The organism is Niastella vici (assembly GCF_002077945.1).
Classification (GTDB): Bacteria; Bacteroidota; Bacteroidia; order Chitinophagales; family Chitinophagaceae; genus Niastella; species Niastella vici.
Genome location: NZ_LVYD01000124.1, coordinates 208,078 through 227,372, shown reverse-complemented (window position 1 = coordinate 227,372; position 19,295 = coordinate 208,078). Strand labels below are relative to the sequence as shown.

At 46.3% G+C, this 19,295-nt stretch carries 13 protein-coding genes; 3 read left to right on the top strand and 10 right to left on the bottom strand.

Annotated elements, in window-relative coordinates; all coding sequences use genetic code 11:
- Positions 1-22: 22 nt before the first annotated feature.
- The 5 genes from A3860_RS38445 to A3860_RS38425 all read right to left on the bottom strand — a co-directional run bounded on the left by A3860_RS38445 (position 23) and on the right by A3860_RS38425 (position 5,285).
- Positions 23-739, bottom strand: a complete 717-nt coding sequence (locus A3860_RS38445) for an SDR family oxidoreductase (protein WP_081155908.1) — start codon at positions 737-739, stop codon at positions 23-25.
- A gap of 69 nt (positions 740-808) precedes the next feature.
- A complete protein-coding gene (locus A3860_RS38440) occupies positions 809-1,756 on the bottom strand; it encodes a helix-turn-helix domain-containing protein (RefSeq protein ID WP_081155907.1) in 948 nt (315 codons plus the stop codon).
- Positions 1,757-1,947: 191 nt separating this feature from the next.
- Positions 1,948-4,392: a TonB-dependent receptor gene (locus A3860_RS38435; protein ID WP_081155906.1), complete on the bottom strand. Its 2,445-nt coding sequence runs from the start codon at positions 4,390-4,392 to the stop codon at positions 1,948-1,950.
- Between the two features lie 167 nt (positions 4,393-4,559).
- Positions 4,560-4,886, bottom strand: a complete 327-nt coding sequence (locus A3860_RS38430) for a hypothetical protein (RefSeq protein ID WP_081155905.1) — start codon at positions 4,884-4,886, stop codon at positions 4,560-4,562.
- Positions 4,887-4,940: 54 nt separating this feature from the next.
- Positions 4,941-5,285, bottom strand: a complete 345-nt coding sequence (locus A3860_RS38425; protein WP_081155904.1) for a winged helix-turn-helix transcriptional regulator — start codon at positions 5,283-5,285, stop codon at positions 4,941-4,943.
- A 92-nt stretch (positions 5,286-5,377) separates the two neighbouring features.
- Between A3860_RS38425 and A3860_RS38420 the strand changes: the two genes are divergently transcribed.
- Positions 5,378-6,118: an SDR family NAD(P)-dependent oxidoreductase gene (locus A3860_RS38420; protein WP_216823613.1), complete on the top strand. Its 741-nt coding sequence runs from the start codon at positions 5,378-5,380 to the stop codon at positions 6,116-6,118.
- Positions 6,119-6,339: 221 nt separating this feature from the next.
- On the opposite strand, the gene A3860_RS38415 is transcribed toward A3860_RS38420, so the two are convergent.
- A complete protein-coding gene (locus tag A3860_RS38415; protein ID WP_081155902.1) occupies positions 6,340-6,762 on the bottom strand; it encodes a hypothetical protein in 423 nt (140 codons plus the stop codon).
- Between the two features lie 879 nt (positions 6,763-7,641).
- Positions 7,642-9,729 (bottom strand): S9 family peptidase, encoded by a 2,088-nt coding sequence (locus A3860_RS38410; RefSeq protein ID WP_081155901.1) that lies wholly within the window; start codon positions 9,727-9,729, stop codon positions 7,642-7,644.
- A 175-nt stretch (positions 9,730-9,904) separates the two neighbouring features.
- Here A3860_RS38410 and A3860_RS38405 point away from each other — a divergent pair, with 175 nt between their 5' ends.
- Complete coding sequence (locus A3860_RS38405; RefSeq protein ID WP_081155900.1) at positions 9,905-10,696, top strand: mechanosensitive ion channel family protein; 792 nt, start codon at positions 9,905-9,907, stop codon at positions 10,694-10,696.
- On the opposite strand, the gene A3860_RS38400 is transcribed toward A3860_RS38405, so the two are convergent.
- Both A3860_RS38400 and A3860_RS38395 read right to left on the bottom strand, forming a co-directional pair.
- Positions 10,686-12,203: an FAD-dependent oxidoreductase gene (locus tag A3860_RS38400; protein WP_081155899.1), complete on the bottom strand. Its 1,518-nt coding sequence runs from the start codon at positions 12,201-12,203 to the stop codon at positions 10,686-10,688. The genes A3860_RS38405 and A3860_RS38400 overlap by 11 nt on opposite strands.
- 105 nt (positions 12,204-12,308) lie before the next feature.
- Positions 12,309-13,508, bottom strand: a complete 1,200-nt coding sequence (locus A3860_RS38395) for an NAD(P)/FAD-dependent oxidoreductase (RefSeq protein WP_081155898.1) — start codon at positions 13,506-13,508, stop codon at positions 12,309-12,311.
- A gap of 314 nt (positions 13,509-13,822) precedes the next feature.
- On the opposite strand from A3860_RS38395, the gene A3860_RS38390 reads away from it, so the two are divergent.
- Positions 13,823-16,843, top strand: coding sequence for an ATP-binding protein (locus A3860_RS38390; RefSeq protein WP_081155897.1), 3,021 nt, complete (start codon positions 13,823-13,825; stop codon positions 16,841-16,843).
- An 8-nt stretch (positions 16,844-16,851) separates the two neighbouring features.
- Here the strand turns inward: A3860_RS38390 and A3860_RS38385 are convergent, their stop codons facing one another.
- Positions 16,852-19,233 (bottom strand): ABC transporter permease, encoded by a 2,382-nt coding sequence (locus tag A3860_RS38385; RefSeq protein WP_081155896.1) that lies wholly within the window; start codon positions 19,231-19,233, stop codon positions 16,852-16,854.
- Positions 19,234-19,295 lie beyond the last annotated feature (62 nt).

The following is a 19,295-nucleotide window of genomic DNA, read 5'->3' as shown; positions in this document are numbered from 1 at the left end:
ATATGAAGTCATAACGATTAATTTACAAACTGAAGCCCCCATCACAATGGATCACTGAGCCCGTCATGTAATTATTACCCAGGGCGAACACCACTGCATCGGCGATCTCTGTCGCTTTTGCCGCACGGCCGGCAGGAATATGTGCGGTAAATTGTTTGAAGGTTTCCTGTTTGGCTTCCTCAGGCACAAAGTTCCACCAGGGGGTATCAACCACACCGGGCGAAACAGCATTGATGCGAAGTGGTTTTAATTCCTGGGCCAGCACCGGAACCATTAATTCAAGGGCGCCATTAATAGCTGCCAGTCCCGATGTGCCGGGTTTTTGCGCCACCGATGAAATGGCGGTAATGAGCACGATGCTTCCATTTTCGTTCAGGTAGGGCAGGGCGGCCTGTAAAGTATTGAGCTGGGGCCAGAATTTTCCTTCAAAGCCGGCCCTTAATTCCTGCAGGGGCAGGCTGGCAAAATTGCCCATGCCTTTTGAGCCGCTTACCGAGATCACCAGGTGATCGAATTTACCTATGGTGCTGAAAAACGCATCCAGCGCGGTGCGATCGCTGCTATCAACTGCCTGGGTTTGTATACCGGTTGTTTGATGAACGGCTTTTAGTTTGTTTTCATCTCTTCCGGTAACGGTTACCAATGCCCTGCTGTTGGCCAATAGCTGTGCGGTTGCCAGTCCAATGCCTGATGAGCCGCCTATTACAATTACTTTTTTGTTTTCGAATGCTGCGTTCATATTGTTCTGTTTTTGTGAGAACAAATTTCACGCGGTGGCGGGTATTCCTCATTGACCCAATCATGCATTCTATTGACCCAATGCATTCTTTCGCCAGGCAAGGGGTGGTTCGCCGGTCATTTTTTTGAAGAAGCGGTTAAAGGCGGCCGGTTCACTGAAGTTGAGTTGGTAAGAAATTTCAGCTATGGTGGCCCCGGTATATTTCAACACGGCTTTAGCTTCCTGCAACAGCATTTCGGCAATGGATTCAGAAGCGGTTTTACCAGTCACTTCCTTAACGGTTCGGTTCAGGTGATTGGCGCTTACTGCGAGCACGCTGGCATAATCGGTGACCTTTCTTTTTGATAAAAAATCGCGGCTCACCAGTTTTTGAAATTGCGATACCAGGTATACATTGTCGGTAGCATTGGCTGGCACATGCAATTGCTGGCGTTCATAACTTCTTTTGGCTTCCAGTAATAGCAGGTAAAGATAAAGCCGGATGGCTTTTTCCCTGCCGGGCCGGTTGAGTTTCAGTTCTTCATTCATTTTCAGCAGAAATTCTTCGGCCCGTACAATTTCATCGGGCGAGAGCTGAAAAAAGGGAACACCGGCATAATCGAAAAAGGGGAATTCTGTTGGGATGTTGACGGCAGGAATGAGCTCGCGCAAAAAATCTTCATTGAACAACAGGTAATAACCGAATGTATCGGCTTTGATATTGCTTTTTGAGAAAACCTGGTTGGGCCAGGTAAAGCTTACGGTGCGCGGCTGGTGTTTAAAATGTTGCAGCCCTATTTGTATATCCACAGAACCGCTGATGGTGATGCTGATGCGGTAAAAAGCTGATTTCAGCGGGCCCAGCGAGGGTTTTAATCCCCGGCTTGAATACAGTTCAAAACCTTCAACGGGATTGATCGCATCGAGCCGGTTGTACCCGAAATCTGAGGTATCATCTTCTTTCCGGTGCAATGACCGGAAGCCTTTTAAAGCATACTGCGGAATTTCGGGTAATGCGCTGGTTGATCGTTTGCCCATAGAATTGGTTGTATGGCCTCAAAGGTAATTGCAAAAAAGAAACCCCGGCGGTACCACCGGGAATTCAGTTCATCAACTGCAGTTACCAGTTACCGGATGCCAGTAACCGGGGCTCAAATCAAAAGCATGTTGATTATTGTTGAGCATACTGAAAATCAGGCCTGGTAACTGGCAACTGGTAACCGGAAACCCTACCAGTTAAAATCGAGCGGAATATTCAGTTTGAAACCAAAATTCCTGCCCATGTTAAACACGCCGGCCCTGCCGGTTACATTATTCACTGCTGTATATTTTAACCGGCTTAAATGATTTTGATAAGCTACATCGCCCAGGTTGTACGCCGTAAAGCGCAGGCTGAACAGGGTTTTTCCATGGTTCACAAAATCGCCACCGATGCCTGTATTGATGAGCCAGTAGCCGGGTGTGGCGGTTTCGGTAGCAAACCCGGTGAAAGGATGGTCCTGTTGAAAGGTGTAATCACTTTCAAGGTTCAGGTGCAGGTTACGAAGTGTTTTTCCCTTAGGAAGAAAATTCACTGCCAGGTCGGTGAACAACCGCGCAGCGGGGATAGAGGGAATATTTTTAGTGCCGTCTACTGCTGAAGTGAACTGAGCGCGGGTATACGAAAATGCATTTCTGAAATGCAACCAGTCGAGCGGGTGGGGGTGAATGTCGAGGGCCAGCTCGGCGCCATATAAATTAGCGTTGCGCTGATCGAAATGATAAACGTTCAGCTCATTGCCGGTATCGGGATCGGTGAGAATAGAATCGGCGGCGGCGTTGTTCGATAATTTTTCATAAAAGATAAAGTTGCTGATATGGTTATAAAACAGGCTTGTTTCCAGCGATACGTGTTCCGAGTTCAAGTCAAAACCACCATCTACCTGCAGGCTGGTCTCTGACTTCAGGTCATTGGCGCCCACTTCATAGCGGTTGGTACCTTCATGCGCGCCATTGCTGGCGAGCTCGGCGAGGTTGGGCGCTCTGAAACCCCGGGCCACATTGAATTTCAGCGTAACGAGGTCGCTGGCTGCATAACTGAGACCCACACTGCCCGATATATTCGAGAAATTACGGGTGAAACCGGTAAACTTAAGGTCGTTGTCGACGGTCATCGGTTTGCCGTTCACATGACGGCTATCAAAGCGGATACCGCCGTTGAGTGATAATTTATTTTTTTGGTAATGGGTGAACACAAAACCACCGATATCGAACAGGTCGTAATCGGGAATGATCACTTCCTCCGCTTTATTGGTATTGTTTTGCGACATACCCGTAATGCCAATGGTTGTTTTCCAGTTTTGGGTAGCAGGCAGGTGCCAGCGCACCGCATAATTGATGGTCTTTAAACTGAACCAGGCATTGGGCGTATTGGCTTCATCGGCATTTCCAAATTCCTGCCGCTGGTTTTGCTGATAACCCAGTGTAACATCCATGTTGCCTTTTCCGAGGGCAAAGTTGTTGTCGGTGGCTACTTTAAAATGGCGGATGTGCTGCCAGGGAATTTCCGGCGTTATCTTTTTGAAATCGTCATTACCGGCAATGCTTTGGGTACCGCCGGGCAATGCTTTCACAAAAGCGCCGGTGGCGCTGTCGCGATCACCTTCAACCATGCCAATATGCTGATCAAAATTGCTGACCATTATATGGCTGTAACCCCAGGCGCCGCTGTAACCCAGCATGCCGCCGAAATTCTGGTTATAGAATTTTGAGTTGAACACGCGGCCATCGTATTTGTTCCTGTAATCTTGGGCTCCTTTATAAGAGCCATAGGCATTAAAGCTGAAGCCATTCTTTGTTCCGGCTACGTCGCCATAAAACCCGCGCAGTGCATTATTGGTTTGGTATTCGCTCAATACATTGGCGGTTATATGCCCGTCGGCCACGGGGCGTTGGGTGATGATGTTTATAACACCGGCCAGCGCATCGCTGCCATACATTAAGGAGGCGGGGCCTTTTAATACTTCCACGCGCTGAATGCTGTAATCATCGATCTCAATCCCATGTTCATCGCCCCATTGTTGCCCTTCCTGGCGAATGCCGTCGTTGATGGTGACCACGCGATTATAACCAAGACCGCGGATAAAGGGTTTTGAAATGGCGGGGCCGGTTGAAAGGCCATTTACACCGGGCACTGTTTTGGCCAGGGCGTCGATGGCATTGGTGGCCGATACATTGAACAACTGTTCTTTTTTCAACACCTCAACCGGTTGGGGCGATTGCCTGATGCGGGTGGCGGAAGATACACCGGTAACCGTAACCTCTTCATTTTCTACCACTGCTTCCTTCAAAGCAAAATCTTTTTGGGTATCGCCATTGACGACAACTGTTTCTATAATGGTTGAATAACCCCGGTATGTTATCTCGATCAGGTATTTGCCGGCATTCAGATTGGCAATGCGATACTGACCTTTATCGTTTGAGATAGTTCCTTTTTTGAGGTCGTGCAGGTAAATGCTGGCGCCGGGCAAAGCTTCGCCAGTTTTGGCATCGGTTATTTTGCCCGTTAGTACGCCGGGGGTATTGCCGGTTGTTGCCGATGCATGTTTTTCGCTGGGGCCAAAATTATTCTGACTATAGGTAATTAAACTAATTATACTGAATATAAATGTGAGTAACGCATTTATTAATCTCATAAATGAATAGGTTTGAAGAGCCCGCAAAGGCATTGTCTGGATAAAGCTGGTTGATAAGATCGTTTCCAGGGGATGATAATCGTGAATGGTGAATGGTCAATGGTGAATGCTGAATAATAAAGACACCCTGGCCTTTACTATCTCATTCTTCATTTTTCATTCTTCATTTAGCTGAAAGCGGGTGGCGCGCGCAGGGAGTGAAAGTATTTGAATACAGCCGGGATGGAAAACACAGGAGTGGTGTAGGGCCTTATTACAGTAGTTACCGGCACCTCAATTGAAGGCACGGTAGTCTCTGTGAACGGCAGGTTGAAATCATTGATACAACCGCAGGCGAACTGTATTTCCTGGCCTGAAAGCGGCTTTGATGACGTGCTGTGTTGTTGTGGCGTGTGTAACCAGTTATGCAGATACAGGCCTACACCCATCTTCTGGCTGAACACCAGGATAAGAAGGAGGGTAGTAAGCTTTGTTATGATGCGGTTACCTGTCATCGGTTACAAAAGTATAGAAATTTGCAACACTATTACAAAAAATAATGTGCAAGATCACAATCTGTTCTCATCGCCCCAGTCTGAAAGGCTCTTCAGTATGGGTCTCAGTGAATTACCCTTGACGGTCATTTCATATTCAACACGGGGCGGTACTTCGGCATATACGATCCGTTTTATGAGACCGTCCTTTTCCATTTCACGTAATTGTAGTACCAACATCCGTTCGGTAACGTTGGGAATAGCATCGCGCAATTCGCTGTAACGCATTTTGCCTTTGCACAGCCGCCATAAAATAGCGGGTTTCCATCTTCCCCCAATCGTGGTGAGCGCATACGACATGCCACATTCCTTTTCAAGATTTTGTTTATTGAGCGTATTGGTGGAATTCTCTTTTCGCATTACTTACATTTTTGATAGTACCTAACACCATTATATGTACCGGCAAATTTACAGTACGGCCAATAGTTTTGCAAGCAATAAAAATGTTAACGATGAACCAATTACAAAACAAAGTTGTATTTATTACGGGTGGAAGCCGCGGCATAGGAGCAGGTATCGCTAAACGTGTGGCATCAGCAGGCGCCGATGTAGTGATCACTTATGTAAATTCGGCCGCCCGGGCAAAACAGGTAACTGATGACATTGAGCAATTAGGGCGGCGGGCATTGGCGATACCCGTTGACAATGCTTCGCCCGATGCCATCAATGACGCTATTGAAAAAACAATCGCCCAATTTGGCCGCATCGACATCCTGGTAAATAATGCCGGCATTTATATAGGCAAACCACTGGCCGATTATACGCTGCAGGATATTGACAATACCATTGCGGTGAACATTCGCGCTGTATTCCTGGCTTCGCAAAAAGCTGCACAATATATGCAGGCAGGCGGGCGCATTATTACCATTGGCAGTAATATGGCAGAACGCGTTGCTTTTGCTACCGGCAGTTTGTATGCCATGAGCAAATCGGCGTTAACCGGTTTAACAAAAGGGCTGGCGCGAGACCTGGGACCTAAAGGTGTAACGGTGAATATGGTTAACCCGGGACCGATAGATACTGATATGAACCCGGCCAACAGTGCGCATGCCGATGCATTGCGCAATGCCATGGCCATTCCGAAATATGGCAAACCGGCAGATATAGCCGAACTGGTGGTTTACCTGGCCAGTGAAGCCAGCTGGATGATGACGGGCGCTTCGCTGACGATGGATGGCGGGTTCAATATTTAATGATAGGGTGCAGCTGACCATCATTTAAACAAAAAAACCTCCCGGCATGCCGGGAGGTTTTGTATTCCGATTTGTTTGGTGAGGCAGAATCGATAATCATGAAACATTTGCAGACGAGGGATTACAAAGACGAAAATGTACCTGCATCCTGCTCCTGTAGGGCTTCACATCAAAAACTTACTCCATTGGACACACTATTTATTATAGCTTTTACATGCGTATTAAACGCTTTCCCACATGGTATTTTCTGTAGCTATAACCTGCATGGTTCCGTTAGAGGACAATGTTACATTTTTTAATGTGTACAAGCCGGGTTTGCAGTTCCCTGGAACTGTAAGCCCATCAACGATTGCTTCGGCCGGCAAGCTGCCTCCGTCACCGGCGTTCACCTTTTCAACGATTTCGATTGATTGCATCGGGCAGAAATAGAGTACCATTTTGCCGAAATTGCTTTCCAACCGTACCGGGGAAATGTTAGCTGTCACTGTTTCACCATGTGACAGTTTTTCTTCTTTCATTCTCTGTTGCAGCACATGCGGCTGAGAATAAGAAGTGATAACCACGGGTGTTGATTTTTCTGACTCTGTGGGTTTGCCCTTTGCACCAAAGAGATTGCTGAAAAGGGAGGTGTGTTCTTTTTTCATATCTCTTAAATTTTTAGTTACGAAAAAAACAAACAATAATAAAGAGGTCGTCGTCTTATACGTAAGTATAATCTGGCTTAATATCTTAATGCTCCGATCTAAACAGTAAATAGGATACAGTGTTGTACAATTCGTCTTTCTTCGGATCTGTTAGCGGTGTTAAAAAGGTTCTGCTGCATATTATCGGCTAAATAGGGTGGAGCTAAAAAGAGGATAATATGATTCAATGATTCATCTACAATATTAGACAGCGTTTATCTGTGAATTGCTGCTTATGCATTCGTGCATGGGTTCTCAAAATGGCGGAGGACAAAAGTAGTGATAGTGATTCGTTAATTCGTCAGTTGATCCGATGCCTTGTTGTGAGTTGTTGTAATGCGTTCCCCCACTTTTCAAACACACTCGAAATGTGCATACTTTCAAAGTAAAAAGATCAAAAATTATGCCGGGCAAACTATTCTGTTTTGCTATTGATACTAACTGTTCTTCTTTTATGATATCCTTAATTAAATGATGTCGTTTTAATTATGGCTGCAAGCAGATTGTTATAGCCGATCCACCTCTTCCCATATACGGTCATTTGCTGTTTTGCGTTGGGCTTATGTATTGCCCGGTGCAGGGGATAGAAGTTCTCATACATGCTACTTCACATGTACCATGATGGCCTTAACAAAACCTCATGCTGAAAGCGATAGAACATATCCTTTCTTCCTAAGCAATCGGTAGTTTAAACAGCTTAACCTAATTTAATCATTTTTTCTGGTATAGTAATGCAACTGCCCACATTAAAATTTAATTTTTACACAAACCTGAAATTGCTATCTGCATCAATGCATCACCTCCATTTTTTGAAACAATCATTTTAACAAATCAGTTCGCTTATTCAACGGGAATGTTCTCTTCTTTTTCGCCAAAAACATATTTGTTAAACCATAGCCAGTTATGCCAAACAGCTGCCAGCCGTTCTTTGGGTTTGTTAATGCCATGGCCAAATCCTTTGTATACGATCAGCCGGCTGGGCACCTTTCTATCCTGCAGTCCGCGGTATAATTCATATGCGTTTGGAATGGGCACCCGTTTATCCAATTCGCCATGTTGAATAAGTGTTGGCGTGGTAGCCTGGTTAATATTGGTCATGGGTGAGGTCTTGCGGTAGATGTCCATGTCGTTCCAGGGCGTATTTTGCAAATATTGGCGGGTAAATGGTGTAATATCGGTGTTCACGTAGTAGGTGACCCAGTTCGAAATGCCTGCGCCTACCGAAATGGCTTTAAAAATATGCGTGTTGGTGGTCAAAAAGGCAGAAATGTAGCCACCCTGGCTCCAGCCCATGCAGCCCATTCTTGAAGTATCGATCATACCCTTGCTGTTCAGGTAGTCGACCCCGCTCACCACATCCCACATATCGCCCACACCAAGGTTGCGCACATTCAGGGAACGGAACTTTTCGCCATAGCCGGCGCTGCCGCGGTAATTCACCCGCAATACAAGCGCACCTTTTTCAACCCATTGCATAATAGGGTAAACATAAGTGGCCGTGGGGTCGGGTATATCGATGCCGGTTGGGCCACCATGGATCACCACCAGCAACGGATATTTCTTTTGCGCATTATAATTGGCCGGTTTTATCAATACGCCTTCAATAAGGGCATCGTCCTTGCTTTTCCATTGAATGAGCTCATTCACGGGCGTATTCCAGCCGGCGATCTGCGCCGTATAACTGGTGATCTTTTTCAAAGGCTGTTTAATTATACCGGTGAAAGTGCCGGCATATACTTCGTTAAGGTCTGCGTAATTGCGGGCGGTTAGCGCAATTTTGTCGGTATTCCGGCTAAATGACACGCTGCTGATAAGATCATAGGGAAGCTCCACTGTTTTTGTTTTGCCTGTTTTAATATCAGCAATGAACAGTTTTTGTTTGGTTCTTTCCAGCGCGCTCAGGAACAGGCCCTGCTTGTTCCAGTCGGTCACCGATTTGTATTCATCGATATCGGTGGCTATTTCGCGGCTGGTTTTTGTGGCCATATCATATATGAACAATCGATTGTTTTTATAATAATCTGAAATACTGTCATTAAGGGAGCTCTGATAAACAAATGCCTTTCCGTCGGGACTCCAGCGGATGATGCCATCGGCGGTGGGATTGCTTACCAGGGTATCGATCTTTTTGGTAGCCAGTGTTAGCAACAGGATGTCAGAGGTTGTATAGGAAAGTATCAGCGGGTTCACCTGTTTATTAAAAAGTATTTGCTTATCATCGGGGCTCCAGGCAAAATTGGTAACGGTGTAATTGCCCTCAGTGAGCCTTTTAACAGCTGGCAATGAAATACAATTTGAATTAGCCATTGCGGCAGAATCCTTTTTCGTTGAATCTTTTTTGGTGTCGTAACAGGGAAGCTGACCGGCCATCACCACCGAATCATAATTAAAATTGAGTACCCATAGGTGCCGGTGTTTGTATTCCTCGCCTTCCACGCCAAAAGCGCCATACCGGTCTTTAAGCGTTTTATCCTGTTTGCTGTCGGGCTCCGTTTTCACCACCGCGATCCTGTCACCGGCCCAGTTCCATTCGTAGGCTGTAATGCCGTCTTCTTCTTTTGTAACAGGCAACGCTTCGCCACCCATTACGGAGATGATAAACAATTGCGTTTTGTCGCCCCGGTCGGCCAAAAAACTCACAAAGCGGCTATCGGGCGAAAAGCGGGGAGCCGAACTGCTTCCTTTCACCGTGCGGGTGAGCTGTACCGGTGTTTCACCATCGCGGCTCATCCATAATTCCGTATCGTAGGAATTATTTGCCCAATCGGTGCTATTCACCGAATACACGATGGTTCGGCCATCGGGCGATATTAATGGAGAAAAAGCGCCTTTCAGACTTATCCATTTTTCAAATGAAATGGTTGCGCCTTTTTGGGCCATGGCAGTGGTAGTGGCAAATAAAGACAGCAGGAAGAACAGGCGGGTCATAAGGTTGTTTTCTTAAATGTACAAAGAAAGGAAAGCGGTATCGTGGGGATTGTGATAAATGGGGTGTGGTTTCCCCATTACGGTTCATTACGGGCGCCTGTTGCCTGATATGGGCGAATGAGCCCCGGTGGCATTGATTTGACTGAAAAAAGGTATGCATCAAATAGTATCCGTTATGGAAAAGTGGATTGCCCTGATCAAAGAGAAATTAGAATCCTGGTTAACAACCCTGGTTAAAATGTTACCCAACCTGGTACTGGCCATTCTGGTAGCCGTGACCTTTTATTTGGTAGCCCGGCTGTTGCGAAAGCTTATGTATAAGTTGCTGCTGAAAATTTCCCATAAAGCAGCCATCAGCGGCCTTTTCTCCAGTATATTTTTTATCCTGATATTGTTGATCGGTTTTTTTATCAGTCTGCAATTGCTGCATTTGGAGAAAACCATTGCTTCCATGCTGGCAGGGGCAGGCATCATCGGTTTGGCATTGGGGTTTGCTTTTCAGGACCTCACGGCCAATTTTATTTCGGGCGTATTTATTATTTTCAGAAAACCATTCGATGTGGGCAACATAATTGATACGAACGGGTTTACCGGCATTGTGGAAGAAATTCAATTGCGCTCCACCACCATCCGAACTTTCGATGGTTTGCATATTATGCTGCCTAACAAGGAAATTTTTCAAAAGCCGGTCACCAATTATTCATTGAGTGGCAAACGGCGGATAGACGTAACGCTTACCGTGCCGGGAAAGTCGAACGTGAACGACATGGAGCGCCGTATTCAGCATGCGCTCGAAGAAATACCCGAAGTAAGGAATGATAAATCGGAGGTGCTGTACACAGATTATAATGGCGATGCCATAAAACTGGAAGTGCACTGCTGGATCGATAATACCATTGAACGGGGCTATTTTGCCACCCGCGATAAAGTGCTGCGGGCGGTACATGCAGCCATGCTTACAGCGTGATCTTTTCAAGGTCAATATCGGCGGGGCCTGTGAGCACCTTGCCATTGATATCGTACCGCGCGCCATGGCAGGGGCATTCCCAGCATTTTTCGGCGAGGCTCCAGCTTACAGTACATTTCAAATGCGTACAACGCGGGTTCAGGGCATGCACTTCACCATATTCGTCTTTATACAGGGCCAGGGTATGCCCATCAACCTGTACCACCTTGCCTTCACCCGGCGCCACATCGGCCAGTTCATGGATCTTTTCTTTGGTAAAGAAACCCGTTATCAACTGTTTTGCCACATCGATATTCTCTTTTACAAAATTGGTAAAACCGGCCACCGGTTTTATACGGTTGGGGTTGAACAATTTTATATATGGGTTCTCTTTATTTAAAACAATGTCCGACAACAGGCGGGCAGCCACGCTGCTATAGGTAATACCATTGCCGCCAAAGCCGGTAGCTACCAGTATTTTTCCCGGATTGCCCGGCAGGTGGCCGATATAAGGCAAGCCGTCGGCCGGTTCAAAATATTGCGATGACCAGCGATAGGGAATGTCCTGTACATCGAAATGCGAGCGAATATGACTTTCCAACCGCAGAAAGGGTTCGTTGGTGTTTTCTGCATGCGCTGTTTTGTGATCTTCACCACCTATGATGAGGTAAGGTTCTCCATCTATTATTTGTGTTCTGTAATAATGATAGGGATCGTACATATCATAAGCGAGGTCGCGGGGGTAGCTGCCCGATGTTAGTTTAACAGCCATAGCATAAGAACGGTAGGGCGCACAACGCAAATGCAGCAGGTTCACACCGGGCGGAATATGCGTAGTATAGATGAGCCAGCTGGCGTGCAGGTCGCCCGTTTCGGTCTTTACCACCAGGGGGTCTGTATTGTCGGTATCCATTACACGGCAATGTTGCACAATGGTGCCGCCGGCTTCTTCAAATGCTTTTGCCAATGCCATTACATAGCGCACCGGATGGAATTTTGCCTGGTTCATTACCTCTATCGCCTTGTCGAATTTTACCGGTACGGGTATCGTATCGGTATGAGCCGAGGTAACGCCTGCATCGATCGCTGCGTGGTGAATTGATTCCAGCTCTTTGGTTTGTTCCTCATTCTGTGAAAACAAAAAGGCGCTTGCTTCTTCAAAATTACAATTGATATTATAGGTTGTTACATTGGTTTTAACTGTATGGATGGCGTTGCGTACGGCCTGCTGCACCAGCGCCGCATTTTCCTTGCCGAAATTATTGGCGATGGTTGTATAGGGCGTATCGAGCAACGTATTCAGGTGGGCGGTAGTGCCGCCGGTTGTACCAAAACACAGGGTATGCGCTTCGAGTAAGATGCAACGTAAACCAGCCTGTTGTAATAACAGGGCGGTGCTTACACCGGTAATGACGCCGCCTGCGATCACTACATCATAGTTCTGATCTAATGAAACCTGCCGGCTGGGCGTAAATGCTTCCGATGAGTTTTGCCAAAGACTGATATTGGCGCCATCCCTTTGTATCATAATACTATTTTCAATAATACTGCAAATTTCATCCAGCTACAGGAAGGCGTATGATGTAGAAAAAGCATGCTATACAGGGAAAAAATTCCCCGGTGGGTGGTATTATCAGCGGTTGAAACCAAATAAGCGGGCATTATCATCGGGCAAACCCAATGCAAGGCTGGTAATGATCTGTGCAGCCAGCACACTGAAGGTAATGCCATTGCCACCGAGGCCGAGCGCGAAATAGGTATGCGGTTTTCCAGGCAAACTGCCGATATACGGCAAGCCATCCCGGGTAGAACCGAAGGTGCCGGCCCATTTAAAATCGGTTCTGAAATGAATGGCGGGAAATAATTTTTTGAAAGCCTGCTCCAGCGCCTTTGCTTTTGCCGGAAGGGCTTTGTCGCGGCGGCGGGCATCAGCAAAGTCATCGTCTTTACCACCAACCAAAATACGGTTATCAGCTGTTGTTCGCAAATACAGGTAGGGCTGGGCCGTTTCCCAGATCAGCGCATTCTGATGCCAGTGATGATCGGTAGGGCAGGGTTCGCTGATGATGGCATAGGTCGACTGCAACGTTTGTATCTTTTGAGGAATGTATTGCGCCGATTCATAGCCGCAGGCGATCACCAGTTTGCGGGCTTTAATTCTTTTCCCTTCTTCTGTTACCAGCTCAACACCGCGTTTGTTTTCATGAAAGGTAGTAACGGCCGTGTGGTCGTATACTTCTAACCCCAACCCCTGGCAACGATGCAGCAGGGCATGGGTAAGACTATACGCTTTTACTTCGGCTGCATCACGGGAAAGAATAGCGGCTTCTTTATTAAAGCCAAACTTTTCCCTGATGCCGGTTTCAGGAAGCCATTGAACCGCTATGCCATATTGTTTGCGCAGCTCATATTCCCTTTTTAATAACGGCACATCTTTCCTGTGCGATGCATATTGCATACTGGGGCGTTTGGTAAATGCCACTTCGGGCCATTGACCACAGATCGTTTCCAGGTCGTAAATGGCTTTGAGGCAAAGCAAATAACTTCTTACCGCATCGCTTTCGCCACGTTTATTGATCAGTTCGGCCAGGGGCGTATCAATTTCGTATTGCAGCAAAGCGGTGCTGGCAGCAGTGCTGCCCATGCCCACATGACGTTTATCAACGATCTCTGTTTTAAAACCGGCCTGGCAAAGGTACCAGGCGGCCAGGGCGCCACTGATGCCGGCGCCCATAATGGCAACATCGGCCCTTACATCCTGTAACAGCGAAGGATAAGAGTGAATAATGCCCCTGTCGAGCAGCCAGAAGGGATAGTCTGATCTAAGATCCATAACCAACCGTATGTATGTTGAACTTTATTAATATTCAATTAATAACAAGCATGCCAGTGGCAGATGGCATATCATTTGAAATTGTTGCTTTCAGGAATCATAATTTAAAACTGTAAATACACAAGTTAAACGAAGGAAACCCGGCTGTAATCATTATCCTGTTGTATAGGCACTGCTTTATCTGGTAAAGCAGGCCATTGTGAGAACAAATTTATTTAAGCCCCTCAAACCTGAAGTTGGGCAAACTATTGCCCAAACTGTGGTTAACCATTAAAGCGTGTTAAGAAAAAATGACCTTATTAGTATAACCAACCATGGATAAACATATTGCAATAACCAAACAGTTGGATTTCTTATCGGGTGGGGGTGAAATGGGTGAACGTATCCGCAATTTTGACTGGACAACAACCCCGCTTGGAGATCCGGAAACCTGGGACCAGAGCTTAAAGACCTGTGTACGTATTATTCTTACCTCGGCCCAACCCATGTTTGTATGGTGGGGGCCTTCCTACATAAACATATATAATGACAGCTATGCCCAGATCATGGGCAAAAAACATCCGGCCGGTTTAGGGGCCCGCGCATCAACTGTATGGGCTGAGATCTGGGATTCGTTAATACCAAAGATCAGAAGTGTAGAGCAGAATGAAGGAACTTATGACGAATCGTTCTTTTTTATCATGGAACGCAAGGGCTATCAGGAAGAAGTGTATGTATCGTTCAGTTATAGCCCGGCCCCAGGTGATGATGGAACTGTAAAAGGTATTTTTGGTATTTGTTCAGAAAGTACAGAACGGGTTATAAACGAAAGAAGATTGCAAACCCTGCGTGATGTGGGAACTGTTGTGTTTGACGAGAAATCGCTTGATGTAATATACCGGAATGTTGCCAATGCGTTGGGAAAAAACAATAAAGATTTTCCTTTTACCATTCTATATAAAATTGAAAACAATGGCGGCAGCGCCATTGCTGCCGCTTCAACAGGTACAGATAACAATCAATATGTTTTACCGGCGGAGATCGACCTGGATGATCCTGCAACTGTTACCGCCGATTTTTGTGAAGCATACAAATTGAATAAAGTTTCTGTAACAGGTATAAAACGAGTAACGGGGGAGCTTCCCCGGGGACCCTGGAAGAAAACAGCTTCGCAATTCGTATACATTCCTGTCACAGCTCCGGGCAGCAATCATCCTTATGCCATTATTTTTGCAGCGCTTAATCCATACAGACAGTTTGATGAAGCGTTCCATCAATTCTGTGAGCTGATCGGCGAACGGGTTTCCCTGGAAATAAATAAAATGCTGGCCTGGGAAGAAGAAAGGAAAAGGGCAGAGGCGCTGGAACAGCTCGACAAGGCCAAAACGGTTTTCTTCAGTAATATCAGCCATGAATTCAGAACCCCGCTTACTTTAATACTGAGCCCACTCGAAGAGCTACTTGACCAGCAGAGCAGTTGTTTGTCGATAATTGAAAAACAAAGTATTGAAACGGTATACCGGAACGCGTTGCGGTTATTGAAGCTGGTAAATACCCTGCTCGATTTCAGCCGCATTGAATCAGGGCGGCAGCAGGCAAGCTATACGGCCACCGATATAGCCACTTTTACAAAAGACCTGGCTGCCAACTTCAGGTCGGTGGTGGAAAAAGCGGGGCTGCAATTGATCGTACAGGTTGATGCCTTTGATCAACCCGTATATGTTGACCGCGCCATGTGGGAGAAAATTGTTTTCAACCTGTTATCAAATGCCTTTAAATATACACTCGAAGGCAGTATTACGGTAGCTCTTGCTGCTGAAAACGGCCATGCAGTGCTGAAAATAACAGATACCGGTGTTGGTATTCCGCCTTCCGAGATCCCGCATATGTTCGAACGTTTTCACCGGGTACAGCAGGTATCGGGAAGAACGTTTGAAGGAACCGGTATTGGCCTGTCGCTTATCAAAGAACTGGTGCTGCTTCACAAAGGAGAGATCAGTGTAACCAGTGAGCTTCATAAAGGAAGCACATTTACTGTTAAGATACCATTGGGCAGGGCGCATTTGGCGCAACAACAAATAGCGGCGCCGGTTGAAGGAGAATTAACCAGTTCAGCCATGTATGTAGAAGAAGCCGGAACCCTGCTGGTAAAGAACAATACGCAAAAAGCGTCTGTTGCACCTGATAAAAAGCACCTGTCACTGGTGCTGGTGGTCGATGATAATGCCGATATGCGGGAGCACATTCAAACCATATTATTACAGCATTTTAATGTGGTCACCGCCAATAACGGAGAGGAGGCGCTGCAAAGGCTACAGGAACAGCACCCAGCCCTGGTATTAAGCGATGTTATGATGCCGGTGATGGATGGTATTACCCTGGTAAAAGAAATTAAAGCAAACAAGACCACTGCGCATATCCCGGTTATTTTGCTCACTGCCCGGGCGGGCGAAGAATCAAAGATCGTTGGGTGGCAAACGGGCGCCGACGATTACCTTACCAAGCCTTTTTCTTCGCGCGAATTAATTGCCAGGATCTCGTCGCAGATAAAGACCCAGCAAATAAGGACCGAAGCCCTGTTGGGTATTGCAGAACAGGAAAAGCATGCAAAAAAGCTGGAGGATCTGAACCGGGAACTCACCAAAATGAATGAAGAGCTCACTTCATTTGCCTATGTGAGCAGTCATGACCTGCAGGAACCCCTGCGTAAGATCCAGATGTTCAGCAAGCGCATCATGGAAAAGGAAATGAAGGTGTTAAGCGATGAAGGGCGCGACTTCCTGCTTAGGATGGACAATGCCGCCAACCGTATGCAGCTGTTGATCAATGACCTGCTTACGTACTCGCGTACCAATACCTCGCAAAAGCATTTTGAAAAGATCGATCTGAATGAATTGATAGCTGAAGTGAAGCAGGAGCTGAATGAAAAGGTGGTGGCCACCCGCACCCGGATAGTTTGCGGAAAGCTTCCTGAATTATACCTCATTCCATTCCAGTTCAAACAACTGTTCACCAACCTGATCGCCAATTCTATCAAATTTGCCCGGCCCGATGTGCCGCCACGTATTACTATCAACTGTACCCGTATTGCTGGTCAGCGCATCGATCACCCTGCAGCCATTACCGCAAAAGAATACTGGCACTTATCCATTGCAGATAATGGCGCCGGTTTCGATCCCAGGTTCAATGAACAAATATTCGGATTGTTCCAGCGCCTGCATGGCCGAAGGGAGTATGAAGGAACAGGGATTGGACTGGCCATTGCCAAAAAAGTAGTGGAGAACCACAATGGTATTATTACAGCCGAAGGAAAAGAAAATGAAGGCGCCACGATAAACATTTATCTGCCTGGATAGGATGTTTATTATTCCGTTCGCAAACTATCTACCGGGTTTGCTGTAGCGGCCCTGATAGCTTGAAAACTTATAGTGATCAACGGGACGATCGTTGACATGAATCCGGTAATCACGAAAATATCTGGTTTAACAGGGATGCGATAAGCAAATTCGTTCAGCCAGCGGTACATGCCAAACCAAACCAATGGAAATGCAATGGCAGTGGCCACCATTACGAGTAACATGAATTCCTTGCTTAATAAATAGGTTAATTGAGCAGCGGAAGCGCCGATCACTTTCCTTATACCGATCTCCTTTTTCCGTTTCTGTGCTGTAAAAGCAGCCAGGCCAAATAAACCCAGGCAGCATATAATGATGGCGAGGCCTGCAAAATAACGTAACAGCATGCCTACCTGCATTTCAGACACATACAATTTTTGGTAATCTTCATCGAGGTACTGGTATTCAAACGCCATCCCGGCATTGAATCTGTTATACATATTTTTGATGGCCGCTATAGTAGTTTGTTCGCTGCCGGTTTTCAGGCGAACCATAATTTGATTAGCGACGGGATAACAGCGAAAAAATGCAGGCTTAACGGGTTGGTACAACGATTCGAAATTAAAGTCGCTTGCAATTCCGACAATTTCGCGTTTTTCATCCCAGAATCGTACTACTTTTCCAATAGGGTCTTGTATGCCCATTGCCTTTATTGCTGTTTCGTTTAAAATGATCTCATTCATAGACCGGGCATCCTGGGAGAAATTGCGGCCGGCTTTCAGCTTTATGCCGACTGTTTCAAGAAAATTATAACCTATTTCTATATTAGCGAAGTCGATATCGTTGCGCTCATTCTTACCTGGCCAGTGTATTCCGCCAATGCTGCCATGATCACCGGTGAGGTTATGCGCGTAACTGGCGGCATTTACAATACCAGGAATACTTTTAAGCTCATTTACAAAACTGGCGGCAGCGGCCAGCTTTACTGAATCCATTTCGAGCGGGATCTCAAAATGAATGATGTGGTCCCGGTTGTAACCCAGATCGCGGGTTTGTATATAGGTCATTTGCCTGTAAACGACAATTACGCTTGCAATGAGGATGATGGATAATATAAATTGGAAAACGGCCAGTCCCTTGCGTATCCATAGCTCGCTCCAGGATGTACGAAGCGTTCCCTTTAAAACGGCTACAGGCCGGAAGGCGGAAAGATACAATGCCGGGTAACTACCGGCTACCAATCCGGTGAGAATGGTTATGGCCAGTATAGATAGTAAAAATGCCGGCTCAAAATGCAGGCTTAACTGTTTACCGGTGATGTCATTGAAAACTGGTAATAGAAACCGAACCATAATCAGGGCCAGTGCCAGTGACAAAAACGTCATCAGCAGTGATTCGCCCAGGTATTGCAGCATGAGGGTGGAGCGGTTGGCGCCCACTACTTTTTTAATGCCCACCTCTTTAGCCCGGTGTACTGCACGGGCCGTAGACAGATTCATGAAATTGATACAGGCAATGATGAGGATAAAGACGGCGATGATTGTAAGAAAGCGCACATACGTGATGCGCCCACCGCTTTGAATGCCATTCTCATACCGGTTGTACAGGTAGCGATCAGAGAACCTGGCCAGGAACAGCTCGAATCCGAGGGCGTTTTTGTCTTTGCCTCGCATAAATTGGGCGATCTTTTTGTTCAGTAAGTCAGGATCGGCTCCTGGTTTTACCAATACGAAGGTATGTGGGTCTGCATTGTACCAATTATTGAGCCCCGGCCGTTTTTCAAGTACCAGGTCATAGTTGAACAACAGATCAAATTGTTCGGTAGCATTTGTTGGATTAGGCTTGAAAATGCCTCTGATCACAAAATCGCCAGAGAACTCGTACCGGTCATAGTGGATGACCTTTCCAATGACGTGTTCAGTAGTACCAAATAGTTTGTTGGCAAAAGTTTCAGAGATAGCTACCCCTTGTTTGTCAATAAATAATTGCCGTGGGTTGCTTTCCAGGAAGGAGCAGTTGAAGATATTGAAATAGTTGCTGTCGACATATTGCGGAATGGCTTTAAGTTTTTTATTACCTGCGGCCACCACGCCACCGGGGTTGAACCAGGATGCTGCGAGTACGGAAGTAGCATCTTCCACCTCGGGCAGATCGGCCCGCAGGGCTTTTGCCAGTATACCTGGCGTATACATACCCGTTCTTATCCCATTTTCCGATTTGCTATTACTCATTACCTGGAAGATGCGTGCATCTTTCTTATTATATTTCTCCATATGCCATTCATCGGCTACCCACAAACCGATCAATAACACACAAGCCAGTCCAACAGATAAACCCAGCAGGTTTAAGAATGAAAACTGGCGATCTTTCAGAAGATTGCGCCAGGCCAGCTTCAGGTAATTTTTAAACATGACGGTGATTTTAGGTGATGGAACACCGGATTTTTGTACTAGTATGATGCCGGTTTACGGTT

What these genes read in the sequence shown, in the direction of transcription:
- A3860_RS38445 (WP_081155908.1), bottom strand. Translation starts at nt 739, where the DNA reads ATGAACGCAGCATTCGAAAACAAAAAAGTAATTGTAATAGGCGGCTCA.
- A3860_RS38440 (WP_081155907.1), bottom strand. Translation starts at nt 1,756, where the DNA reads ATGGGCAAACGATCAACCAGCGCATTACCCGAAATTCCGCAGTATGCT.
- A3860_RS38435 (WP_081155906.1), bottom strand. Translation starts at nt 4,392, where the DNA reads ATGAGATTAATAAATGCGTTACTCACATTTATATTCAGTATAATTAGT.
- A3860_RS38430 (WP_081155905.1), bottom strand. Translation starts at nt 4,886, where the DNA reads ATGACAGGTAACCGCATCATAACAAAGCTTACTACCCTCCTTCTTATC.
- A3860_RS38425 (WP_081155904.1), bottom strand. Translation starts at nt 5,285, where the DNA reads ATGCGAAAAGAGAATTCCACCAATACGCTCAATAAACAAAATCTTGAA.
- A3860_RS38420 (WP_216823613.1), top strand. Translation starts at nt 5,378, where the DNA reads ATGAACCAATTACAAAACAAAGTTGTATTTATTACGGGTGGAAGCCGC.
- A3860_RS38415 (WP_081155902.1), bottom strand. Translation starts at nt 6,762, where the DNA reads ATGAAAAAAGAACACACCTCCCTTTTCAGCAATCTCTTTGGTGCAAAG.
- A3860_RS38410 (WP_081155901.1), bottom strand. Translation starts at nt 9,729, where the DNA reads ATGACCCGCCTGTTCTTCCTGCTGTCTTTATTTGCCACTACCACTGCC.
- A3860_RS38405 (WP_081155900.1), top strand. Translation starts at nt 9,905, where the DNA reads ATGGAAAAGTGGATTGCCCTGATCAAAGAGAAATTAGAATCCTGGTTA.
- A3860_RS38400 (WP_081155899.1), bottom strand. Translation starts at nt 12,203, where the DNA reads ATGATACAAAGGGATGGCGCCAATATCAGTCTTTGGCAAAACTCATCG.
- A3860_RS38395 (WP_081155898.1), bottom strand. Translation starts at nt 13,508, where the DNA reads ATGGATCTTAGATCAGACTATCCCTTCTGGCTGCTCGACAGGGGCATT.
- A3860_RS38390 (WP_081155897.1), top strand. Translation starts at nt 13,823, where the DNA reads ATGGATAAACATATTGCAATAACCAAACAGTTGGATTTCTTATCGGGT.
- A3860_RS38385 (WP_081155896.1), bottom strand. Translation starts at nt 19,233, where the DNA reads ATGTTTAAAAATTACCTGAAGCTGGCCTGGCGCAATCTTCTGAAAGAT.